The organism is Faecalibacterium sp. OM04-11BH (assembly GCF_003482185.1).
Classification (GTDB): domain Bacteria; phylum Bacillota; class Clostridia; order Oscillospirales; family Ruminococcaceae; genus Faecalibacterium; species Faecalibacterium tardum.
The window spans coordinates 13,044-28,592 of the sequence record NZ_QULS01000007.1; the positions used below are offsets into that span (position 1 = coordinate 13,044).

A 15,549-nucleotide genomic window follows, 5' to 3' on the forward strand; every position below is an offset into this window, starting at 1 on the left:
TCGTTTTCACTCACACCATTTGTGTTTTTTGTACTTCACAGTTTGTATCCTCTATCGACACCGGTCGGCTCTCCCGCAGGAGCACAATACTCTCCCTCCGGAACTCCGGGTCAATTTTTCCGTCCACAACGCCCTTTCGACCTAATACGACCTGAATACTTTTCCAAATGACTTTCAGATCAAATTTCAGGCTGACATGCTGGACATATTCCCGGTCATAGTAGACCTTGTCATACACATCTACCGTGTCACGGCCGTTGATTTGTGCCCAACCAGTAATGCCCGGTGTTACCTGATACACCCCGTACCAGCGGCGCAGAAAACGAATCTCACGTTCCGTATACACCAGCGGACGAGGACCAATCAGGCTCATTTCACCACGAACCACGTTTGCCAACTGAGGCAACTCATCAATGCTGGTGTCGCGTAAAAAACGTCCCACTTTGGAAATGTACATCTGCGGATTTTCCAAATCTCCCGTAGCCACATTTTTAGGCGCGGAGCTCTTCATCGTTCGGAACTTGATGATATTAAAGCAATGCGCACCTTTACCTACTCGCTTTTGCAGAAAGAAAATCGGTTCGTCCGGTGCACTGATTTTTTGGGCAATGCTCACCGCCAAGAACAAAGGTGAAAGCAAAACCAGCGCCAGCGCTGCCAGAATGCGGTCAATTATAGACCTCACCGCAAGGTATCGTTTCTGCTTCTGAGTTAGATGGACATAGAACGGTCCAAAATCAACGTGGTAATTCAATTCTTCCATGTTTTCCTCACACTATCACCCTGCTTTTGCAGGTTCTACCTTTTCTTTTAATTTGAGACATGATTTTTGAGATTTCAGATTTCTGGTTTCCCATCGCATCCCGATCTCATCCAGCTTTGCAATACGTTCCTCTGTCAGCACAGCGCAACTTTTTTCAGGATTATGGCGGGTGTAGCGCTGCCGCTTGACCCAATTTCCGAGGTTATATCCGCTCGGTGACACATAATCAGCCGGGACGTTTAGGTCACCGTGGGCATCAAAGTAGCGCTTGGCTTCCTGATATCCTTCGTTCCACTGGCGGTCATTGCGGTTGCCCCAGTACATCCCGATCCGGTTCAGCCGTTCAACCTGTTCGTCCGTCAGTTTTCCTTTCGGATACGCCCATTGTTGGCTTGCGACCCATTGTCCCAGCCGTTCACCAGTCGCTGTCACATAGAAACGCGGGATGTTCAGGTTACCGTTCTCCTCATAATAGGCCGCAGCGAGCGCATATGCCATTTCCCACTTGGCATCAAAAACGCTCCACACCATGCCGATGCTGTCCAGCCGTGCGATCTGCTGCTCAGTCAGGTTGCCTTGGATCTGTCCCTCGCGCACACGGCGCTGGGTCACCAGCCACACCCCAAGGCTCAGACCTCCGGGCGTCGTATACAGTTTCGGGACGTTCAAATTGCCGTGCTCCGCATAGTAGATGCTCGCCTCAGAGAAGTAATGCTCCCAACCGGAAGAAAGGCTTGCCTGCAGCTGCTCGAACAGTACCCGGCAATCGTGCACCTGTTCGATGACCTCGAACCGCTCGGTCACGATCTTATCGCTTTCGCCGTTGGCATAGAGCCGATGAACCGCCTCCTGCATCTCGCTTTGCAGACCGGAAATACTGGTCAAGCCCTCAAAGTTGTTGACCACATCCAGAATCAGCGGGGCGGCGGTATCCCCGGCGGTCAGGGCGCGGCCAATCTGCTGCTTGTAAACGATGGGCGAAATGGTAGGTCGGAACAGGATGACCCCGGAAATCCCCTCCACATGGACGCCCTCGTTGAGCATATCGATGCAGAACAATAGCTTCAGCCGGTTGGTCGTATCCGTCTTGAAGTTCGCAAACGCCTTGTCCGTATTCGGATCATCCGAGTAGGCTTCGTACACCACCACGTCCTGGTTGACCCCGGCGAACCACTCCGGCACGTGGGACACCATCTCGTCCATGTGCTCTTTGTTGGCGCAGAACACGATGTATTTTCCAGATTTGTTTGTAATATGATGGGCAAAGACCCTATCCAGACCATCCGCTTGTTCCAAAGCGCGGCGGAGCGCGTCCAGATATTTCTGATTCACATCCTGAATGCCCGGTGTCCGCAGGTTGTCCACTCGTGTCTGATATTTTGCAAGCGCTTTCTGGTACTGGTAGACCGTGGTCACATATTTCGGGGCAGGCAAAATGCCCCTGACGACTGCTTCGCCAAGGTTCATGTCGCTGGCAATATGTCCATCGAAAAGTTCTTCGGCCATATCGCGGTTATTATCCAGATATCGGATGTTTGTTGCCGTCAGCCCCAGAAGCTTTGCATCCGGACATAGCTTTAATAAAGCCACCGTGCTTTCGCCCCAACATTCAGCACCAGCACGATGGAATTCATCGAGTATAATATAGGCAGGCTTCTGCGCTGCTATTTCGTCCAGCTGCGCCTGCGTGCAGCACATCAGTTTGGCATAGGTATAAAAGTGAACGTTTGCCAGCGGAAAATCCGGGTCGTTCCTTTTCAGGCTCTCCAGCTGGGTCTTGAAGATGTATTCACTGGGAGAAAGCCAAATCACGACCTTGTCCGGGTTTTCCTCGATCAGCTTGAACGCAATATAGCTCTTTCCAGTGCCGGTCGGATGAACAATAGCAGCTTTGCCGTACTGCTCCATCATCCGAACTGCCGATTTGTACGCTTTCTCGTTGTGCTCAAACAGACGCAATGCCACCTTGTTCACCCCTTTCCGCATAAAGGGGTATCCTTCACATGGAAAATGGAGGATACCAATTTTTCGACATCATTGTTTGATTCTCCCTATTATTTTATCATGGTTATATCTGGGAATCAATAGAAAATTATACAAATGTATCCCACCTGACCTTAGAAAAAAACTCGCAGAAGCCGAAACTTTTTTGCACATTGCCCAGTTCTGCATGAAAAAATCCAGCTAAAAACGAAGGTGGACAGAATAAGTGGTCAGATGGGTGTCCAAGACGCAGGAGGAAACAAAAATGGCACGACGGGGAGAAAACATTCATAAGCGCAATGATGGTCGGTGGGAAGGCCGCTATATCAAAGCGCATACACCGGATGGAAAGATTCAGTGGGGCTATATCTATGGCACAGTCTATGCAGAGGTCAAGCAGATTCTGATTCAGAAAAAAGCAGAAGCTGGTTTTTATAACCTGAAAAGAACCGACCTAACCTTTGAAGCATTGGCCGAGGTATGGCTGCGCTCCCAGCGAAATGCCGTAAAAGAATCCACCTATGCGCATTATTCGTACACGCTGCACAAGTATCTTCTTCCGGTTTTGAGCAAAGTGTCCGTTGCATCCCTTGACGAGAGCTTCCTCGAACAGGCCATGCAGCAGATCATCGTGCCCACAGATGCCGCACACAAGCCACTGGGAAATTCTTCTGCCCGGGAATGCCTCTCGATGCTGCGTCGAATATGCCGCACATTTACGCCTGATTCGTCCGATGGAGTTGGAAGTTGCGCTGCCAAAAGCTGTTGATAAAACACCCGTGCCCCTTTCTCCGGCAGAACAGCAACGGCTCTTCCAGTATGTGCAGGAGAACCCCACGCCTCGCAAAATCGGCTTATTACTGGGGCTTGAATTAGGTCTGCGTATTGGCGAGATCTGCGGCTTACAATGGGGTGATTTTGACCTGAAACTTGGCACGCTGAAGATCAACAGGACAGTCTGCCGAATTTCCTGCGGAAACGGTCATACAAAGGTGGTTATCCAAACGCCGAAAACCCGCACCTCCCGCCGGGAAATTCCAATCCCGAAACAGCTACTTATTGTGCTAAAAAAGCTGCGCGGAAACGCCAGTAATTCCACATGGTTTCTATCTGGCAACGAGTCTAAGCCCACCGAACCCCGCTGCTACCGAAAAAGCATCAGAGCATATCTGAAACAGGCAGCTGTCCGGCAGGTACGTCCGCACGCGCTGCGCCATACCTTTGCAACGACCTGTCTGCAGGCGGGGTGCGATGTAAAGACCCTCAGCGAATTGTTAGGACACGCTAACGCCAACATCACCTTGCAGCGCTATGTGCACTCTGACCTGACCCGAAAGCGCCGGGAGATGAACCGAATTTTCTCCCATCAGGTGTCCATGAGGGGCAGGAAATCGATGAATCTGATGGAATAACGTTTGATTTTGGCCACGGCCTTTCATTTTCCATGTGGAGGATACTTTTTTGTTTTTTAGGTGTCATTTTCTTAACGCAAAAAGGCCCCTGCCGATCACATTTCTGTGAAAGACAGAGGCCTTCTGTTGCTAGATTTTAATCAGGTCTGGGGAGATGGAACAACTATCTCATTCTACCGGGTCAGTGTCCCCTTCCAGATTTTTAACTACCCCCGGGGTGTCTGACGCACTGAGCATCTGTTCTTGCTCCATGCGGCGGCGTACAGCTTCCACCACATAGGCGTTTACGCTTTGCCCAGCTTGCTTTGCTGCTTGTTTGATGCGTTCTTTTTCGCCCTTTTGCGTCACGAGCTGTGTGTACTCGTAATTCTCGTTATTCCATTTTCGTTTGCTGGCTGTACTTGTTTTGCCGCCCATCCAAAGCACCAACTTTCTGTTTACTCTTATAGGTATTATATCATATCTTTTCGAGCTGTCCATTCTGCAAATACTTCATGAAGTATGCATTTTCCACAATTTATAGCCTTTTTTCTTGTGCAGCATTCCATCTTGCATACTTCATGGAGTATGCGTATACTAGTGCCATCGGGAACACCGGTTCTCACATCCGACCATTCACCAACAATTTGAAGAGAGGTACACACATGAGTATCAACGTTTTACTGAACCTTGTCGAGCAGTACAAGGAGGCCGCCCAACTGATCGAGGCCGCACAGGCTGAGCAGGAGCAGCTGAAGATCCAGATCTGCGAGGCACTGGCAGAACGGTCTACCAACTATCTGGAAGTAGGCTGCCACAAAGTCCGCCTGTCCGATTTCTCCAGCACCCGACTAGACAGCAAAGCCATCAAGGCCGTAGCTCCCGACCTGTACGACCAGTACAGCAAAACTGTCACCGGCACTCGCCTGAGCATCACCTGAAAAAGAAAAGCCCCATACAGCGCGCGCCGACCAAAGCTGACGTTGTATAGAGCCCAACACACCCGCCGGGGCGGGCTACACCAATATTATACCTGTCCCGGCCTTTTTTATCAAGAGAAAGGTTCGAAAAATCATGAAACAGACTGTCAAAACCTCCCGCGCTGCTGGTCAGCTGGAAAAGATGTTCCGCGAGCTCAACAAGCACTACTTTGCAGGCAAGCTGCCCGAGCCCATCATCAGCCTGAAAAAGACCCCGTCCGCCTATGGTCATATCACCTGCTCCAAGGTCTGGCAGGCAGGCGGCGAGAACAAGTACGAGATCAATATTTCGTCGGCTACCCTTGACCGTCCCATCGAGGAGACCGCTTCCACCCTGCTGCATGAGATGGTGCATGAGTACTGCATGGAGACCGGCATCAAGGACACGAGCAACAACGGGGTCTACCACAACCGGCGCTTTAAGGAGCAGGCCGAGACACACGGCTTGACCGTCGACCACCACGAAAAATATGGCTGGACCATCACGAGCCCGTCCGAAGAGCTGTTGGACTTCATCATCTTCCAAGGCTGGCAGGACATCCAGATGGGCGAGCGGCTGGCATGGTCAGATATGGCAGGCACCGGAGCAGGCAGCAAGGCACCCGGCAGCAGTCAGACCGGAGCGCCCAAGCCTCCCAAAGCAAAGAGCAGCACCCGGCGGTGGGTATGCCCCAAGTGCGGAACCATCATCCGGAGCACCAAGGAAGTGCGGGTCATCTGTGCGGACTGCATGGAGCTGTTCGTGAAGGCCGACTAATCATAGCAGGACAGAGAGTGAGGGCACGAGTGAGAGTAGTGCTATATATAAAATCACAGGAGGCTCCTCATGGATACTTATAAAATCGCTATTGACACCTTTCTTGCCGAGACATCCGAGTGCAAAGCCAGTGGGTGCGCCGTTTTTTCCGGGGCAGACATCGCGTTCCAAGACATCCAGCTGCACACGCACCGGAACAAGTCAGAGCTGCATTTCATGGCCGGACACACCATGCTTTCTGTCCCCCTTGCCAGCATCCTGAGTATTGAAAAGCTGGTATTGCGGGATATCCAGTCCACCGAGTATGAGATCATCACCAAAGAGAGCGGCATCATTACCCTTGACGTTGTTTAAAAATGCATCCGTAAAGACAGAGATCCGCCGGGCTGTGAGAGGACGCCCATTATTTAAAGGAGAGCAGCTATGACCATTATATCAGAACGTTTGCAGCATCTACGCCTGACGCACGGCTATACCCAGACCGACCTTGCCCAAACCATGGGTGTGACCCGCCGGGCAGTCTACGCATGGGAGCACGACAAATGCCCCGAGATCCCCCATCTGATCCAGCTTGCCCAATTCTATCAGGTGTCGACCGATTATCTGTTGGGGCTGACGGAGTGAGGTGTGCCCCGTCACCGGAAGCCTTACCGGATACTTTTTGCCTGCTATAGTGCAGTCATCCATCAGTTCGCGCGACGGCAGCCAGAAAGCACCATATTTTAAAAATGTCCTTGTAAGTCCATCTTATCGGATGCATCGTTTGGTAAACTTCAGGTACAGCAAAAGCAAACACACTTCAAAATACAGGAGGATAATATTATGGCAGGCGCTTTTTCGTTATTTTTAGGCATGTTGGGTCTTGGTGCAGCTGGTGCAGTCAGCGCGGGACAGAACGCAAAAATCAAGAAGGCAGATTATCGGTATGGCGAGGAGCATGGCCTTCATGGCACATCTGAGGTTCTGCAAATGCGGGAGCGAGTGCGTAAAGAATGGTGGAACATCTGCGGCAAAACCTACAACGCATGTGAGCGGCCTGCATCGAGTTACGGCGACCTCAGCAGAACCCCGTGGTGCTATCTGAAAAAGCGCTGGTTCATTGATCATCTGAACAAAAAGGGCATCCCTTATGATGATCTGGTCGTGGATGATGTTACCGGCGTTACCTTCTATGAGAGCCAGAAAAGAACGTCCCAAGCCTATATGAGAAAGCTGCGGTAATAGACATCGCGCCCATCGTCACCACTTCTATCAGCAGCAGGAGGTAAGCTTATGGCTGAAAATAAATTCGTTGTCAAAACGGTATTCCATGATGAAAATGGAGATACTCTGCTTCGTGAAGATTACCGTGAAACACGAGAAAAAGCACAGGAGCTCAAGGATTTGGCTGATTTTGGCTATGCCGGACTTTTTGGCAAGGGTCAAACGAAAGTTACCACTGAGATCATTGAACGCTGACACCAACCATCATTTCCTATAACAGCAACAGGGCTCTGCCGCTCAGACACGAGTAGCAGGGCTCTTTTTTACGCGGTATTCGGTCAAGAAGTGAACTTAAAGAGCGGCGTTTAATATCAGACAGTAGATATCCCGGCGGATTTGCGACTTTTAAGCCGATATGGAACTTGTGCACAGTTTTGTGTGTAGCTGTTTGAGGTCGCACGCCTTGATTCGCTCTCAAGGGGATTTCAAATTGAAACCCCCTCTGGAATTCAGACGATGGTGTCATGGAAATCTGCCGCCGCCCATATCCCAATGCCAATGCCTTTTTAGACTGTATATATCATAGCCAAGCTCCCTGCTGTCGCGCTCCTATCCCCTGCCGATTCACGCCGCCGGGCATCCAAGGTCGCATGGGATCTCTGCCCCGAGCGCGTTCAGGAGCTGGCTGGCTATCCTCTGAACGATCGCCCTTCTGCCGTGACCATGCTCGAGCTTCTCTATAATGGTGTCACCCGCTATGACGATCTCTCTATTCTGAAATAAGTGTCTTTCAATAGCAACACCCCGCTACTCTATGTCGAGCAGTGGGGCGTTTTTGCATCCTGATTCAATTTCAACTAGGGACAAAATGACGGGTGTTGATGGTACAGTTAATCGCAAAAAGCGAAATACCGTAAAATTATCCATCGTAACTTGCGTAGCATCATAGAAAGCCGTCATGTACTATGCGGAATTTTGTGCACCCCTCAAATCGAGGGCTACTGCGACCACCTACCGCCTTTATCTGAACGCTATTGAACTTTTACCGATTTGGATAATGTTCATTGATTGTATCATCGATAGAATATGGATCTCGACAGTCACTTTGACTACTGAGCTTTTCCAACCGTAATCATTTTGATAACAGTTCATCGACCCTCAGCTTGACGGGTGAGCTTCTGAATGCTGAACGATTTGTTCGATGTTGTATAGGCATTGTCTTGAATGGTCCATTTTTGACAGCGCAAAATTCAGTCATCAAACGGTGTCCACAGTGCAGGCATTCTTATATTATACGGTAATACGATACATTCTTCTTAAGATATACTTTTTAATGGCATCATATCAAAACAGAATCACACCGGGCAGATGCTTTTATCAATTATCTGAGATATTTCACTATGATCAAATCAATGGTGGGTTTCCCTCTTCTCCCACCCCCTCATCTTCTTTCTTTTTTCGTAAACACTTTAATATCTCGCACGCTCGATATCAAAGTATTCACGAATCTCAAATTATAAATATATCATAAGTCTGTTATTTTCTCTTGTTCTCTATTCTGTTGTCTGAATTTGGCTCATTTTTTGTACCTATTCTATATAGAGCGAGTACAGTTTTTGCGCCAAAATCATATCAGATCCGAATCAATTTCCATAATGTTTTATTGCGACTCTCATTTCTCTTAAATTCTCGAACTGTAATAATCTTGACACCATAGATTTGAAGTTTACGATTTAATGCGTCTTGCCCCATCGGACGTCCTTTATACTCTTTGAACACCTTCAACGCCATGATACTTTCGTACATTTCTTCCTTCAACATCGGCTGATTCAAGTGTGCGTTTATCCAGTCCACCACCGAATCAAAGCAATACGGCACCGTTCCCTCTGCTAACACCGGCGCATACTTTGCAAAGACCTGCTTATATGACGTTTCGAGCATTTCGTTAAGCAGCTCCAATTCTCGCTTCAATTGCCGGACACCAAGCGGATTCACGCGGTATTCGCCCTTTGCGTCATCGAACTCCATGATCTTGCACTTTCTTATTTTGTTGTTGATACTATCGGGCGTTCCACTGTTTCGGAACACTTCAAATGCCTCCGCCCCCGCAAGATATGCCACTGCAGGCCTCAGCTCTTCTATCACGATGGCCTTAAATTTCTTCAGGTCACCATAATACCAGTCCGCATCATAATCACGAAAATAGACCGTGCAGGTATCGTCGACATCAAGTGGGCGCTTTCGACCTGTTGACTGAATGATGTCCGTCGGCTTCCATTGGTCGATATACAGGTGTTTTACTGTACGGTCTTTGATCTCGGTGCCTATACCAAACGCCTTTGTGGTGAATAAATATCTTTTTTGGAGCTCTCTGTCCTTGACACATTCCGTCAGCTTATTAAACATTTTGCCGTATTTCGGGTTATTCTCGGAGCAGTAATAGGCAGCTGTATTGCCAAATATCTCCTTCATTTTGAGCAGATCTCCGCCGGATGATACAAATATAACGGCCTTTTCGTCTTCCGGGAGACTTTTTAGCATCATGACCAGATTTTCTCTCGAATAGAAATATTTCTGCTTGATATGCTGGTAATCTTGCGGCAGTTTGTAGATGCGGTCTTCGGGAGTCTTTGAGGTCTCCTCCAGCAGCTTATAGGTCTCCTCGCCCGTTGCGCTCATATAGATAACCACATGGTCAACTTCAGCCTTTTGCAGCACTTCCAGCGACAAATAGGTATTCATTCCATAAGAGGAAAAATCTGTAAAATAGTGGCATTCATCCGCAACGATGTACTTGAACCCCGTCAGATACTTTTTCAGCGACGCCGGATCATTCCTGTATTTCGTCTCAATATTCTGATAGGTCCGGACCTCTAGCATGTTCTCGTAGAACGCATCATTAGTCATTGCTATTTCCATTGGCTCACCATCGACCTCGGCAATAGCGGCTTCCGTTCTGCGTTGGAGCATCTCGGCGTGAAGGGTATTTAGCGGGCAGAGGCATAGAACCCGGCCTATGGTCGTTTTTTTCAGCATCTCATCAACGCGCCAGCTCACCAGCTTCTTAATGATAAATTCGTTCTTGCCACGTCCAGTTCCCATATCCAGAAGGACTCTTCCATTTTCCCAATGCTGGAACGCATCACCGATCAATTCCGAGGCATACGCCCACCGCTCCTTCTCCGCCGGGGCGTTCCCTCCTATCTGTACCAATGGCACGATTACTTCTGCGGGCACCACTTCTACCTCTGGCACTTCCTCTGCCTCCTGTCCAGTACAGCCCTTCTCCTGCAGCTCGATGGGCTGCTTTGGCGTCTGGAGACTGGATATCCCCTCAGCCTCTGCTTCCGGCTCTGCTGCCTGTCTGGTGGGCTCTGCCCCTTGTTGCATAAGCGTCTCCGCTGTAGTTGTCTCCGGTGCTATTACCCCTTGTGCAGTCGCGTTCACAGCCTCCTTCTCCGGTGCTTTCAGGGCTCCTATCGCATCTGGCACATATCCTTCTGTAGCGTCTGGGACGTTGTCTAGCACCGTGTCTGCAGCGCTCTCTGGCGCATCCCCCGATACATCACCCGGCACACTATCCACGCCCGACGGAGCATCCACCGCCTCATCCAATACAGCGCCCTGTGGGGTGTCTGGCGCACTCTCCGGCTCTATGGCGCAGGGCATATCCCCGGCGGCTTGCTCTGTGTCGCACGTGGCTGCCTTCTGTGCCTCCGGCGTCATCTTGTTCCAGCGCAGGAACTTACCTATCTCTTCTTGCGACTCCTGCATTGTCATTTTTTTAGGGTCCTTGGAGCAATGGAATTCCAGCTCCTCATCGGGTAGCTGCTCTTCTCCCTCACGTTCCTTCAGGTAGTCCTCATATTCATGTGTCCCGTTCTTTTCACCGGACAGCTTCAGAAAAAAGCCACCAAATGGCCAATGTGTCTTTTTATCACTCATATATGATATTTCTCCTATAATAATATAAGGCGCACAGCCCAGCCATCTTGCCAGACCATGCGCCGGTTTGTCAGCGCCTGCCAGAAAAAAGCTCTGGTCAAACGCTTTGTTCTGTGCTATTATAGGGGCGGGAACGCACACACAGATATTCCCGTCTCTATCACCGCTTTGCCTGCGCCAACAGGTAAGGCGGTTTTTGTTTTACTGTTGCCCATGGGACCCTGCCTCGAGTGCTACCGCCGCTTCTGCAAACGTCTGCATGGCGCTGCTGTAGCCAATTTCAAAGGAACTCTCGGCAATAGGCGCAACCAGCCCTTCCAGAATTTCAGATAAGATCGCGTTCTGTGCTTCACCCAAATACGGTCGAACAAGCACATCCAGCTGATGAAAGCTTGCCCCCACAGCACTTTTGAACTTCTCTTCATTCTGCTTGATCTCGTCAGCGGTCTGAAATACATCTTCTAAAAAGCTCATTTTAATCTCCTTTTTTAGCATGACACTGCCTCTGGACGTTCTGCCCATTTCTCAGCCTGCTCATTTGCTTAGGCGCGCTGTTCACTGCCGGTACCCACCTTTACCGCAGCTTTTTTATTGTCAAGCGCCTTGCATGTGCCAGGCGTTTTTTGTTTGTCGTGGATCATGTCTCTGGCACCTCATTATTCTTGTGCCCTTCAAGCTCAACGCTCATCTCTGGGGTCAGCGTTCTGGTAAACTCCAAGTATGCCTGAATCCCCAGCTCTACCGCATATTGCTCTGCTTGGGCCATCAGTTCTGCCGACAACCGCGCGATCCTATTCTTGTCCGCCTTATCAACCGGAAGGTCCTCCAGCGCCCTCTCCAGCGCGTCTGCAGCCTTAACCAGCGGCTCACACAGCTCACGCGTCTGCCGTGGGATGATCAAATATCCTTCTTCGCCCAGCGATACACTCAAAATGTCCACGCTGCAGGTCTTGTTATCCGTCATAATCTTCCTCCTTGTCCTTTACATTCCACACCATCGTGCCGCCCGGGGATTCACAAACTCCGGCTTGAACGTCACATTGGGGAAATTCACATCCATATAGTTTCCGAACTCTTCCGTCGCCGCCTCTTCGCTGTAATCGGCCAGTGCATCCACCGTTTCCAACGCCTGCAACAGACGAATGCGTCCCGTATTCCGGTCGTGCCCCATCTGCACAAGCTCACTATCGGTCAGTTCATTGCAGAGCTCATAGGCGGCAGCGATATAGCTTCGCAGTACAGGCTTTGGTTCAAGCCGCACCTCATAATAGTAGGTCGGCTCCTCTGCCGCCTCCTGAACGACAGCCTCCATGCTGCAGCAGATCTCCAGTTCAGGGTTGCCTTCTGCATCTGAGGTAGGCGTAATGGTCATATCCGTACCATCGCAAAAACGCATCGTAATGCCTTTACCGACCGTGGAATCCCTTTGATCCGGGCAGATGCATCCGCCCGCCGGGGTCGTTTTCCCGGACAGCGCTGCGTTCAGAATAAGCGATGTTTCCCGCTCTTCTTCAGGTGTTTCGGCATGGACCTCTGCACCGTTCATATAAATATCGATCATAGTCGTATCCCTCCTGTTTGGTTGATTAAAAAAGTGTATCAATGCCCGGATCATTCCTCCAGTCATATGCCGTGGGGACAATTTTTTCGTCCGCATCATTCCGATAGGGCACAGAATGGCAGTCGATTTTCAGTAACGCCCGCCCATCATCGCTGAGGTACGGCAAGAAGGTGATTACCATGTCACACTCCCAATCCGGCGCATCGGCCAGCTTCAACGTAATTCCTTCGCAGGGATTCAGATTGTCGTGGGGTGTGTCTGTGCAGGTACCATAAATCAAAGCCTTCCCTTCCAGCACATCCCTCAACGCACATAGCGCCGATGCGTCATTCTTACGGCCATTCGTCCGGATTGTTACTGCATCTTCGTGATTGTAATTCATCATTATACCTCCTGCGCGATGCGCGCACATGTAATTTTTTTGCAGGCTTCTTTTGCATTTGTGGTTAGCATAGTCAAACCTTTTGCTCGTACTGCAGTGTCAGGATACCGCTGCTTGTCTTCTGTTCACGGCTTCACCCCCTCCATTATCTCCTCAACGGTCTCCTCCGTAACGCATCTGATGAGCAGCTCCGGTTCTCCCGCCTCATTCAGGATAGGTCTGATCCGCAGCGTTGTGCCGTCGTTCAGATGGTACAGCAGCCCCTTGTGCAGCGGAGCATCGTAAAAGCAGGGCAGGATGCACATCTCCGTGTCAGCCGTTTTTCCAGCCAAAATGTTGTTGAGTGTCGCCTCGGCATACTGCTCCTCTTCACGGTTCTCGGGCAGAAGATTTGCATCATTGAAGTAAAGTTCGATCATATCAGTTTTCCTTTTTCATGCACATTTGTTGTTCTTCAGAGTTGAGGTCAAAGCCTTGTCCGCCGGACAGATGGACTGCAGCAGCCCCCGCGCCTCGCTCTCCAACCGCTGGAGCTCGGCACGCACCTGCTCCCATTCCTTCAGCTCCCCGCTGGCGACTCCCTCACGAATTGTGCGTCTTACAGCTTCTGCCAGTGCCTCCTCCAGCCTTGCATGATAGGTGCAAATATCGTACTCCACCCCGCCATCGGCCTTCGTATGCGCCTTTTTCAACGCATAATACACGCTGCTCGCGTCCAGATAATAATTCTTCCAAATTTTTAGCAATTTCAACACTCCTGAATCATATTTTTTGTTTATTTCGCCAGAGTCCATGTACAGTATCCCTTGTTGGCAGGGTGCAGCCCGGGCTCTATGTTTCATACGACATATGGTCCCCCCTTTGAATTGAATCGTGTTTTTTAGAACGGTCTTGCTGTCTGCTCCCAACAGTGCTAAAGTAGGTCAGATCTTTCACCCTACCAGCGCTATGGGATTTTCAGCGGTCTACTGCACTGCATGCCACTTTCTCCTTTTTGCCCCTGTTATGGCGACCTCAGCCTTGCAAAGCAGGGCTCAACATTGCAAAAGCAGAAATTGTGCTTTTTCGCCTTTCATCGACATTTTTCGCCAACATTGCAAAATTGCAATTATACACCCTCTGCAGCCGTTACGCCACTGCCGCGCTCCATGTCAGGGCTGTAACGCCGCAGACTCCGACCTCTGGTACACTTTGCCGGACGTTTTTGATGAGATCTTCGTTACTCAATGCGCTGCGCGCATGGTTATAGGTGCTTTCACTGCATCCAGTTTTTTCTAGAACCAGCCGCTGAAGCTCCTTGCTGACCATACGGTTCCCCGGGGCGGCATTCAACGTACGCAGGATCTCTCTCTGAACTTCTGCATACTTCCGCCCTTTATTGTCTGGCTTCTCCCGACAAAAATCCTCGTCCTTCCAATCCGAAGTCGAGTCAAACTTCAGCCTTACCGTCTTGATCCCCCTGACCTCTACCGTCTCAGTGGTAAAAAGGATCGTATCCGCCGGCACACCATAGCTGCTTTTTTCGTGGGAGACGTAGCTTTTGCTGCCATCCCTCGTATGCCCCATAATCAGCACGCTGCGGGCGGTGTCCCATAGTTCACCCGATCCATTCAGGCGCTTGCGCCCAAACGCGGATGGATTTTTGTTGGTATGCGTCACCAGCAGGATGGCAAACCCCTGTTGCTGTGCCAGCATGCGCAGGTCCTGAAGCACCTTCCGCATCTGTTGGCGGTTGTTCATATTAGCAGAATTTGGCAAAAATGCCTGAAGCGGGTCAATAACCAGCACCAGCGGATTCGCCGCAATGATCCAGTTCACCAGATCCGGGTCGCCGAGATAGGGCATTTTCCCCTTCTTTTTGTAGTATACATCAGAATCGATCACCACAACCTTGCCCAGATCAGCACCAGCAGCAGCCATACGCGGGCACAGCACAGCATCGATGGGGTCCTCGCCTGCAAGGATCACAACGTTGCCCGTGCGGTTGGGTGCCTGTGGAAAAACCCCCGTGGCCTCGCCCATGGTCAGGGATCTCGCGATCTGCGCCACGAACTGCCCCTTGCCTACACCGCCGTCACCGCAAAGCAGCGTAATTTCGCCGCACTGCAGACGTCCGGATGCCAACATTTCATGATTTTTGGGCGTCACATCGCTCAACCGCTGAAGAACAACGCCTCTCTGGTTCAAAGCATCCAGCTCAAGCTCCGCTACTCCCCCGGCGAGGTCTGCGGGCGCTGCAACGGGCGCGATATCCTGTACCACCCCCTCGTCAGCCACCTGTGCCTTCATGGGCAACTGCAGCAGATTCGTATTGAAAATGTCATTTTTTTCCATGTTCACATTCCTCCTTTTCCAAATAAATTTTTGACGATGTTCAGTTTTCAAGGTGCTCCACCCCGCTTTCACAGGGTAGTCGCCTGCTCCGCCGTTCAAGGGCAGCTCCCGAGTCGCCTCGGTCACCGCCCCCGCACGTGGGGCGCGCTCGTCGGGATGTCGAGCACGTCCGGGGCATTCCCGGCCGCTCTCTCCTCCTCGGGTGCATAAGCATAACACACTTCCGATCGCTTGTCCAGTGGTTTTCCAA

19 protein-coding genes are annotated in these 15,549 nt (G+C 50.5%); 8 read left to right on the forward strand and 11 right to left on the reverse strand.

The features are described 5' to 3' along the window. Positions 1–10: 10 nt before the first annotated feature. Both DXB44_RS07670 and DXB44_RS07675 read right to left on the reverse strand, forming a co-directional pair. Positions 11–763 (reverse strand): sugar transferase, encoded by a 753-nt coding sequence (locus tag DXB44_RS07670; protein WP_118658300.1) that lies wholly within the window; start codon positions 761–763, stop codon positions 11–13. A gap of 15 nt (positions 764–778) precedes the next feature. Then, positions 779–2,749, reverse strand: coding sequence for a Helicase associated domain protein (locus DXB44_RS07675; protein ID WP_118658301.1), 1,971 nt, complete (start codon positions 2,747–2,749; stop codon positions 779–781). 262 nt (positions 2,750–3,011) lie between these two features. On the opposite strand from DXB44_RS07675, the gene DXB44_RS14775 reads away from it, so the two are divergent. Together DXB44_RS14775 and DXB44_RS14780 are read left to right on the forward strand one after the other, a co-directional pair. After that, positions 3,012–3,515, forward strand: coding sequence for an N-terminal phage integrase SAM-like domain-containing protein (locus tag DXB44_RS14775; protein ID WP_243111085.1), 504 nt, complete (start codon positions 3,012–3,014; stop codon positions 3,513–3,515). Next, the gene (locus tag DXB44_RS14780) at positions 3,481–4,158 is read left to right on the forward strand and encodes a site-specific integrase (RefSeq protein ID WP_243111086.1); all 678 of its coding nucleotides are present in this window, start codon (positions 3,481–3,483) and stop codon (positions 4,156–4,158) included. Before DXB44_RS14775 ends, DXB44_RS14780 begins: the two co-directional genes overlap by 35 nt. Before the next feature lie 168 nt (positions 4,159–4,326). Here DXB44_RS14780 and DXB44_RS07685 read toward each other — a convergent pair whose 3' ends face one another. Continuing rightward, on the reverse strand, positions 4,327–4,638 hold the full coding sequence (locus tag DXB44_RS07685; RefSeq protein WP_118658302.1) for a hypothetical protein: 312 nt from the start codon (positions 4,636–4,638) through the stop codon (positions 4,327–4,329). Positions 4,639–4,802: 164 nt separating this feature from the next. Here DXB44_RS07685 and DXB44_RS07690 point away from each other — a divergent pair, with 164 nt between their 5' ends. The 6 genes from DXB44_RS07690 (at position 4,803) to DXB44_RS07715 (ending at position 7,332) form a co-directional block, all read left to right on the forward strand. After that, entirely contained in the window at positions 4,803–5,078 is a 276-nt protein-coding gene (locus DXB44_RS07690; protein WP_118658303.1) for a hypothetical protein, read from the forward strand. 133 nt (positions 5,079–5,211) lie between these two features. After that, positions 5,212–5,874, forward strand: coding sequence for a SprT-like domain-containing protein (locus DXB44_RS07695; RefSeq protein WP_118658304.1), 663 nt, complete (start codon positions 5,212–5,214; stop codon positions 5,872–5,874). Positions 5,875–5,943: 69 nt separating this feature from the next. Then, entirely contained in the window at positions 5,944–6,228 is a 285-nt protein-coding gene (locus DXB44_RS07700) for a hypothetical protein (RefSeq protein WP_118658305.1), read from the forward strand. 69 nt (positions 6,229–6,297) lie between these two features. Next, positions 6,298–6,498, forward strand: coding sequence for a helix-turn-helix transcriptional regulator (locus tag DXB44_RS07705; protein ID WP_118658306.1), 201 nt, complete (start codon positions 6,298–6,300; stop codon positions 6,496–6,498). Positions 6,499–6,696: 198 nt separating this feature from the next. Beyond that, the gene (locus DXB44_RS07710) at positions 6,697–7,095 is read left to right on the forward strand and encodes a hypothetical protein (RefSeq protein ID WP_118658307.1); all 399 of its coding nucleotides are present in this window, start codon (positions 6,697–6,699) and stop codon (positions 7,093–7,095) included. A gap of 51 nt (positions 7,096–7,146) precedes the next feature. Then, on the forward strand, positions 7,147–7,332 hold the full coding sequence (locus DXB44_RS07715) for a hypothetical protein (RefSeq protein ID WP_117948202.1): 186 nt from the start codon (positions 7,147–7,149) through the stop codon (positions 7,330–7,332). Between the two features lie 1,377 nt (positions 7,333–8,709). Here DXB44_RS07715 and DXB44_RS07720 read toward each other — a convergent pair. The 8 genes from DXB44_RS07720 to DXB44_RS07755 form a co-directional block, all read right to left on the reverse strand. Further along, complete coding sequence (locus DXB44_RS07720) at positions 8,710–11,022, reverse strand: DEAD/DEAH box helicase family protein (protein WP_118658308.1); 2,313 nt, start codon at positions 11,020–11,022, stop codon at positions 8,710–8,712. A 201-nt stretch (positions 11,023–11,223) separates the two neighbouring features. Beyond that, on the reverse strand, positions 11,224–11,496 hold the full coding sequence (locus tag DXB44_RS07725; protein ID WP_147366415.1) for a hypothetical protein: 273 nt from the start codon (positions 11,494–11,496) through the stop codon (positions 11,224–11,226). A 163-nt stretch (positions 11,497–11,659) separates the two neighbouring features. After that, on the reverse strand, positions 11,660–11,986 hold the full coding sequence (locus DXB44_RS07730) for a hypothetical protein (protein ID WP_118658310.1): 327 nt from the start codon (positions 11,984–11,986) through the stop codon (positions 11,660–11,662). A gap of 18 nt (positions 11,987–12,004) precedes the next feature. Further along, complete coding sequence (locus DXB44_RS07735) at positions 12,005–12,583, reverse strand: hypothetical protein (protein ID WP_118658311.1); 579 nt, start codon at positions 12,581–12,583, stop codon at positions 12,005–12,007. A gap of 25 nt (positions 12,584–12,608) precedes the next feature. Continuing rightward, positions 12,609–12,968, reverse strand: coding sequence for a hypothetical protein (locus DXB44_RS07740; RefSeq protein ID WP_147366417.1), 360 nt, complete (start codon positions 12,966–12,968; stop codon positions 12,609–12,611). Positions 12,969–13,090: 122 nt separating this feature from the next. Then, entirely contained in the window at positions 13,091–13,384 is a 294-nt protein-coding gene (locus DXB44_RS07745; protein ID WP_118658313.1) for a hypothetical protein, read from the reverse strand. A 15-nt stretch (positions 13,385–13,399) separates the two neighbouring features. Continuing rightward, positions 13,400–13,759, reverse strand: coding sequence for a hypothetical protein (locus DXB44_RS07750; RefSeq protein ID WP_118658314.1), 360 nt, complete (start codon positions 13,757–13,759; stop codon positions 13,400–13,402). A 334-nt stretch (positions 13,760–14,093) separates the two neighbouring features. After that, positions 14,094–15,299: an AAA family ATPase gene (locus DXB44_RS07755; protein ID WP_118658315.1), complete on the reverse strand. Its 1,206-nt coding sequence runs from the start codon at positions 15,297–15,299 to the stop codon at positions 14,094–14,096. Between the last annotated feature and the right edge of the window lie 250 nt (positions 15,300–15,549).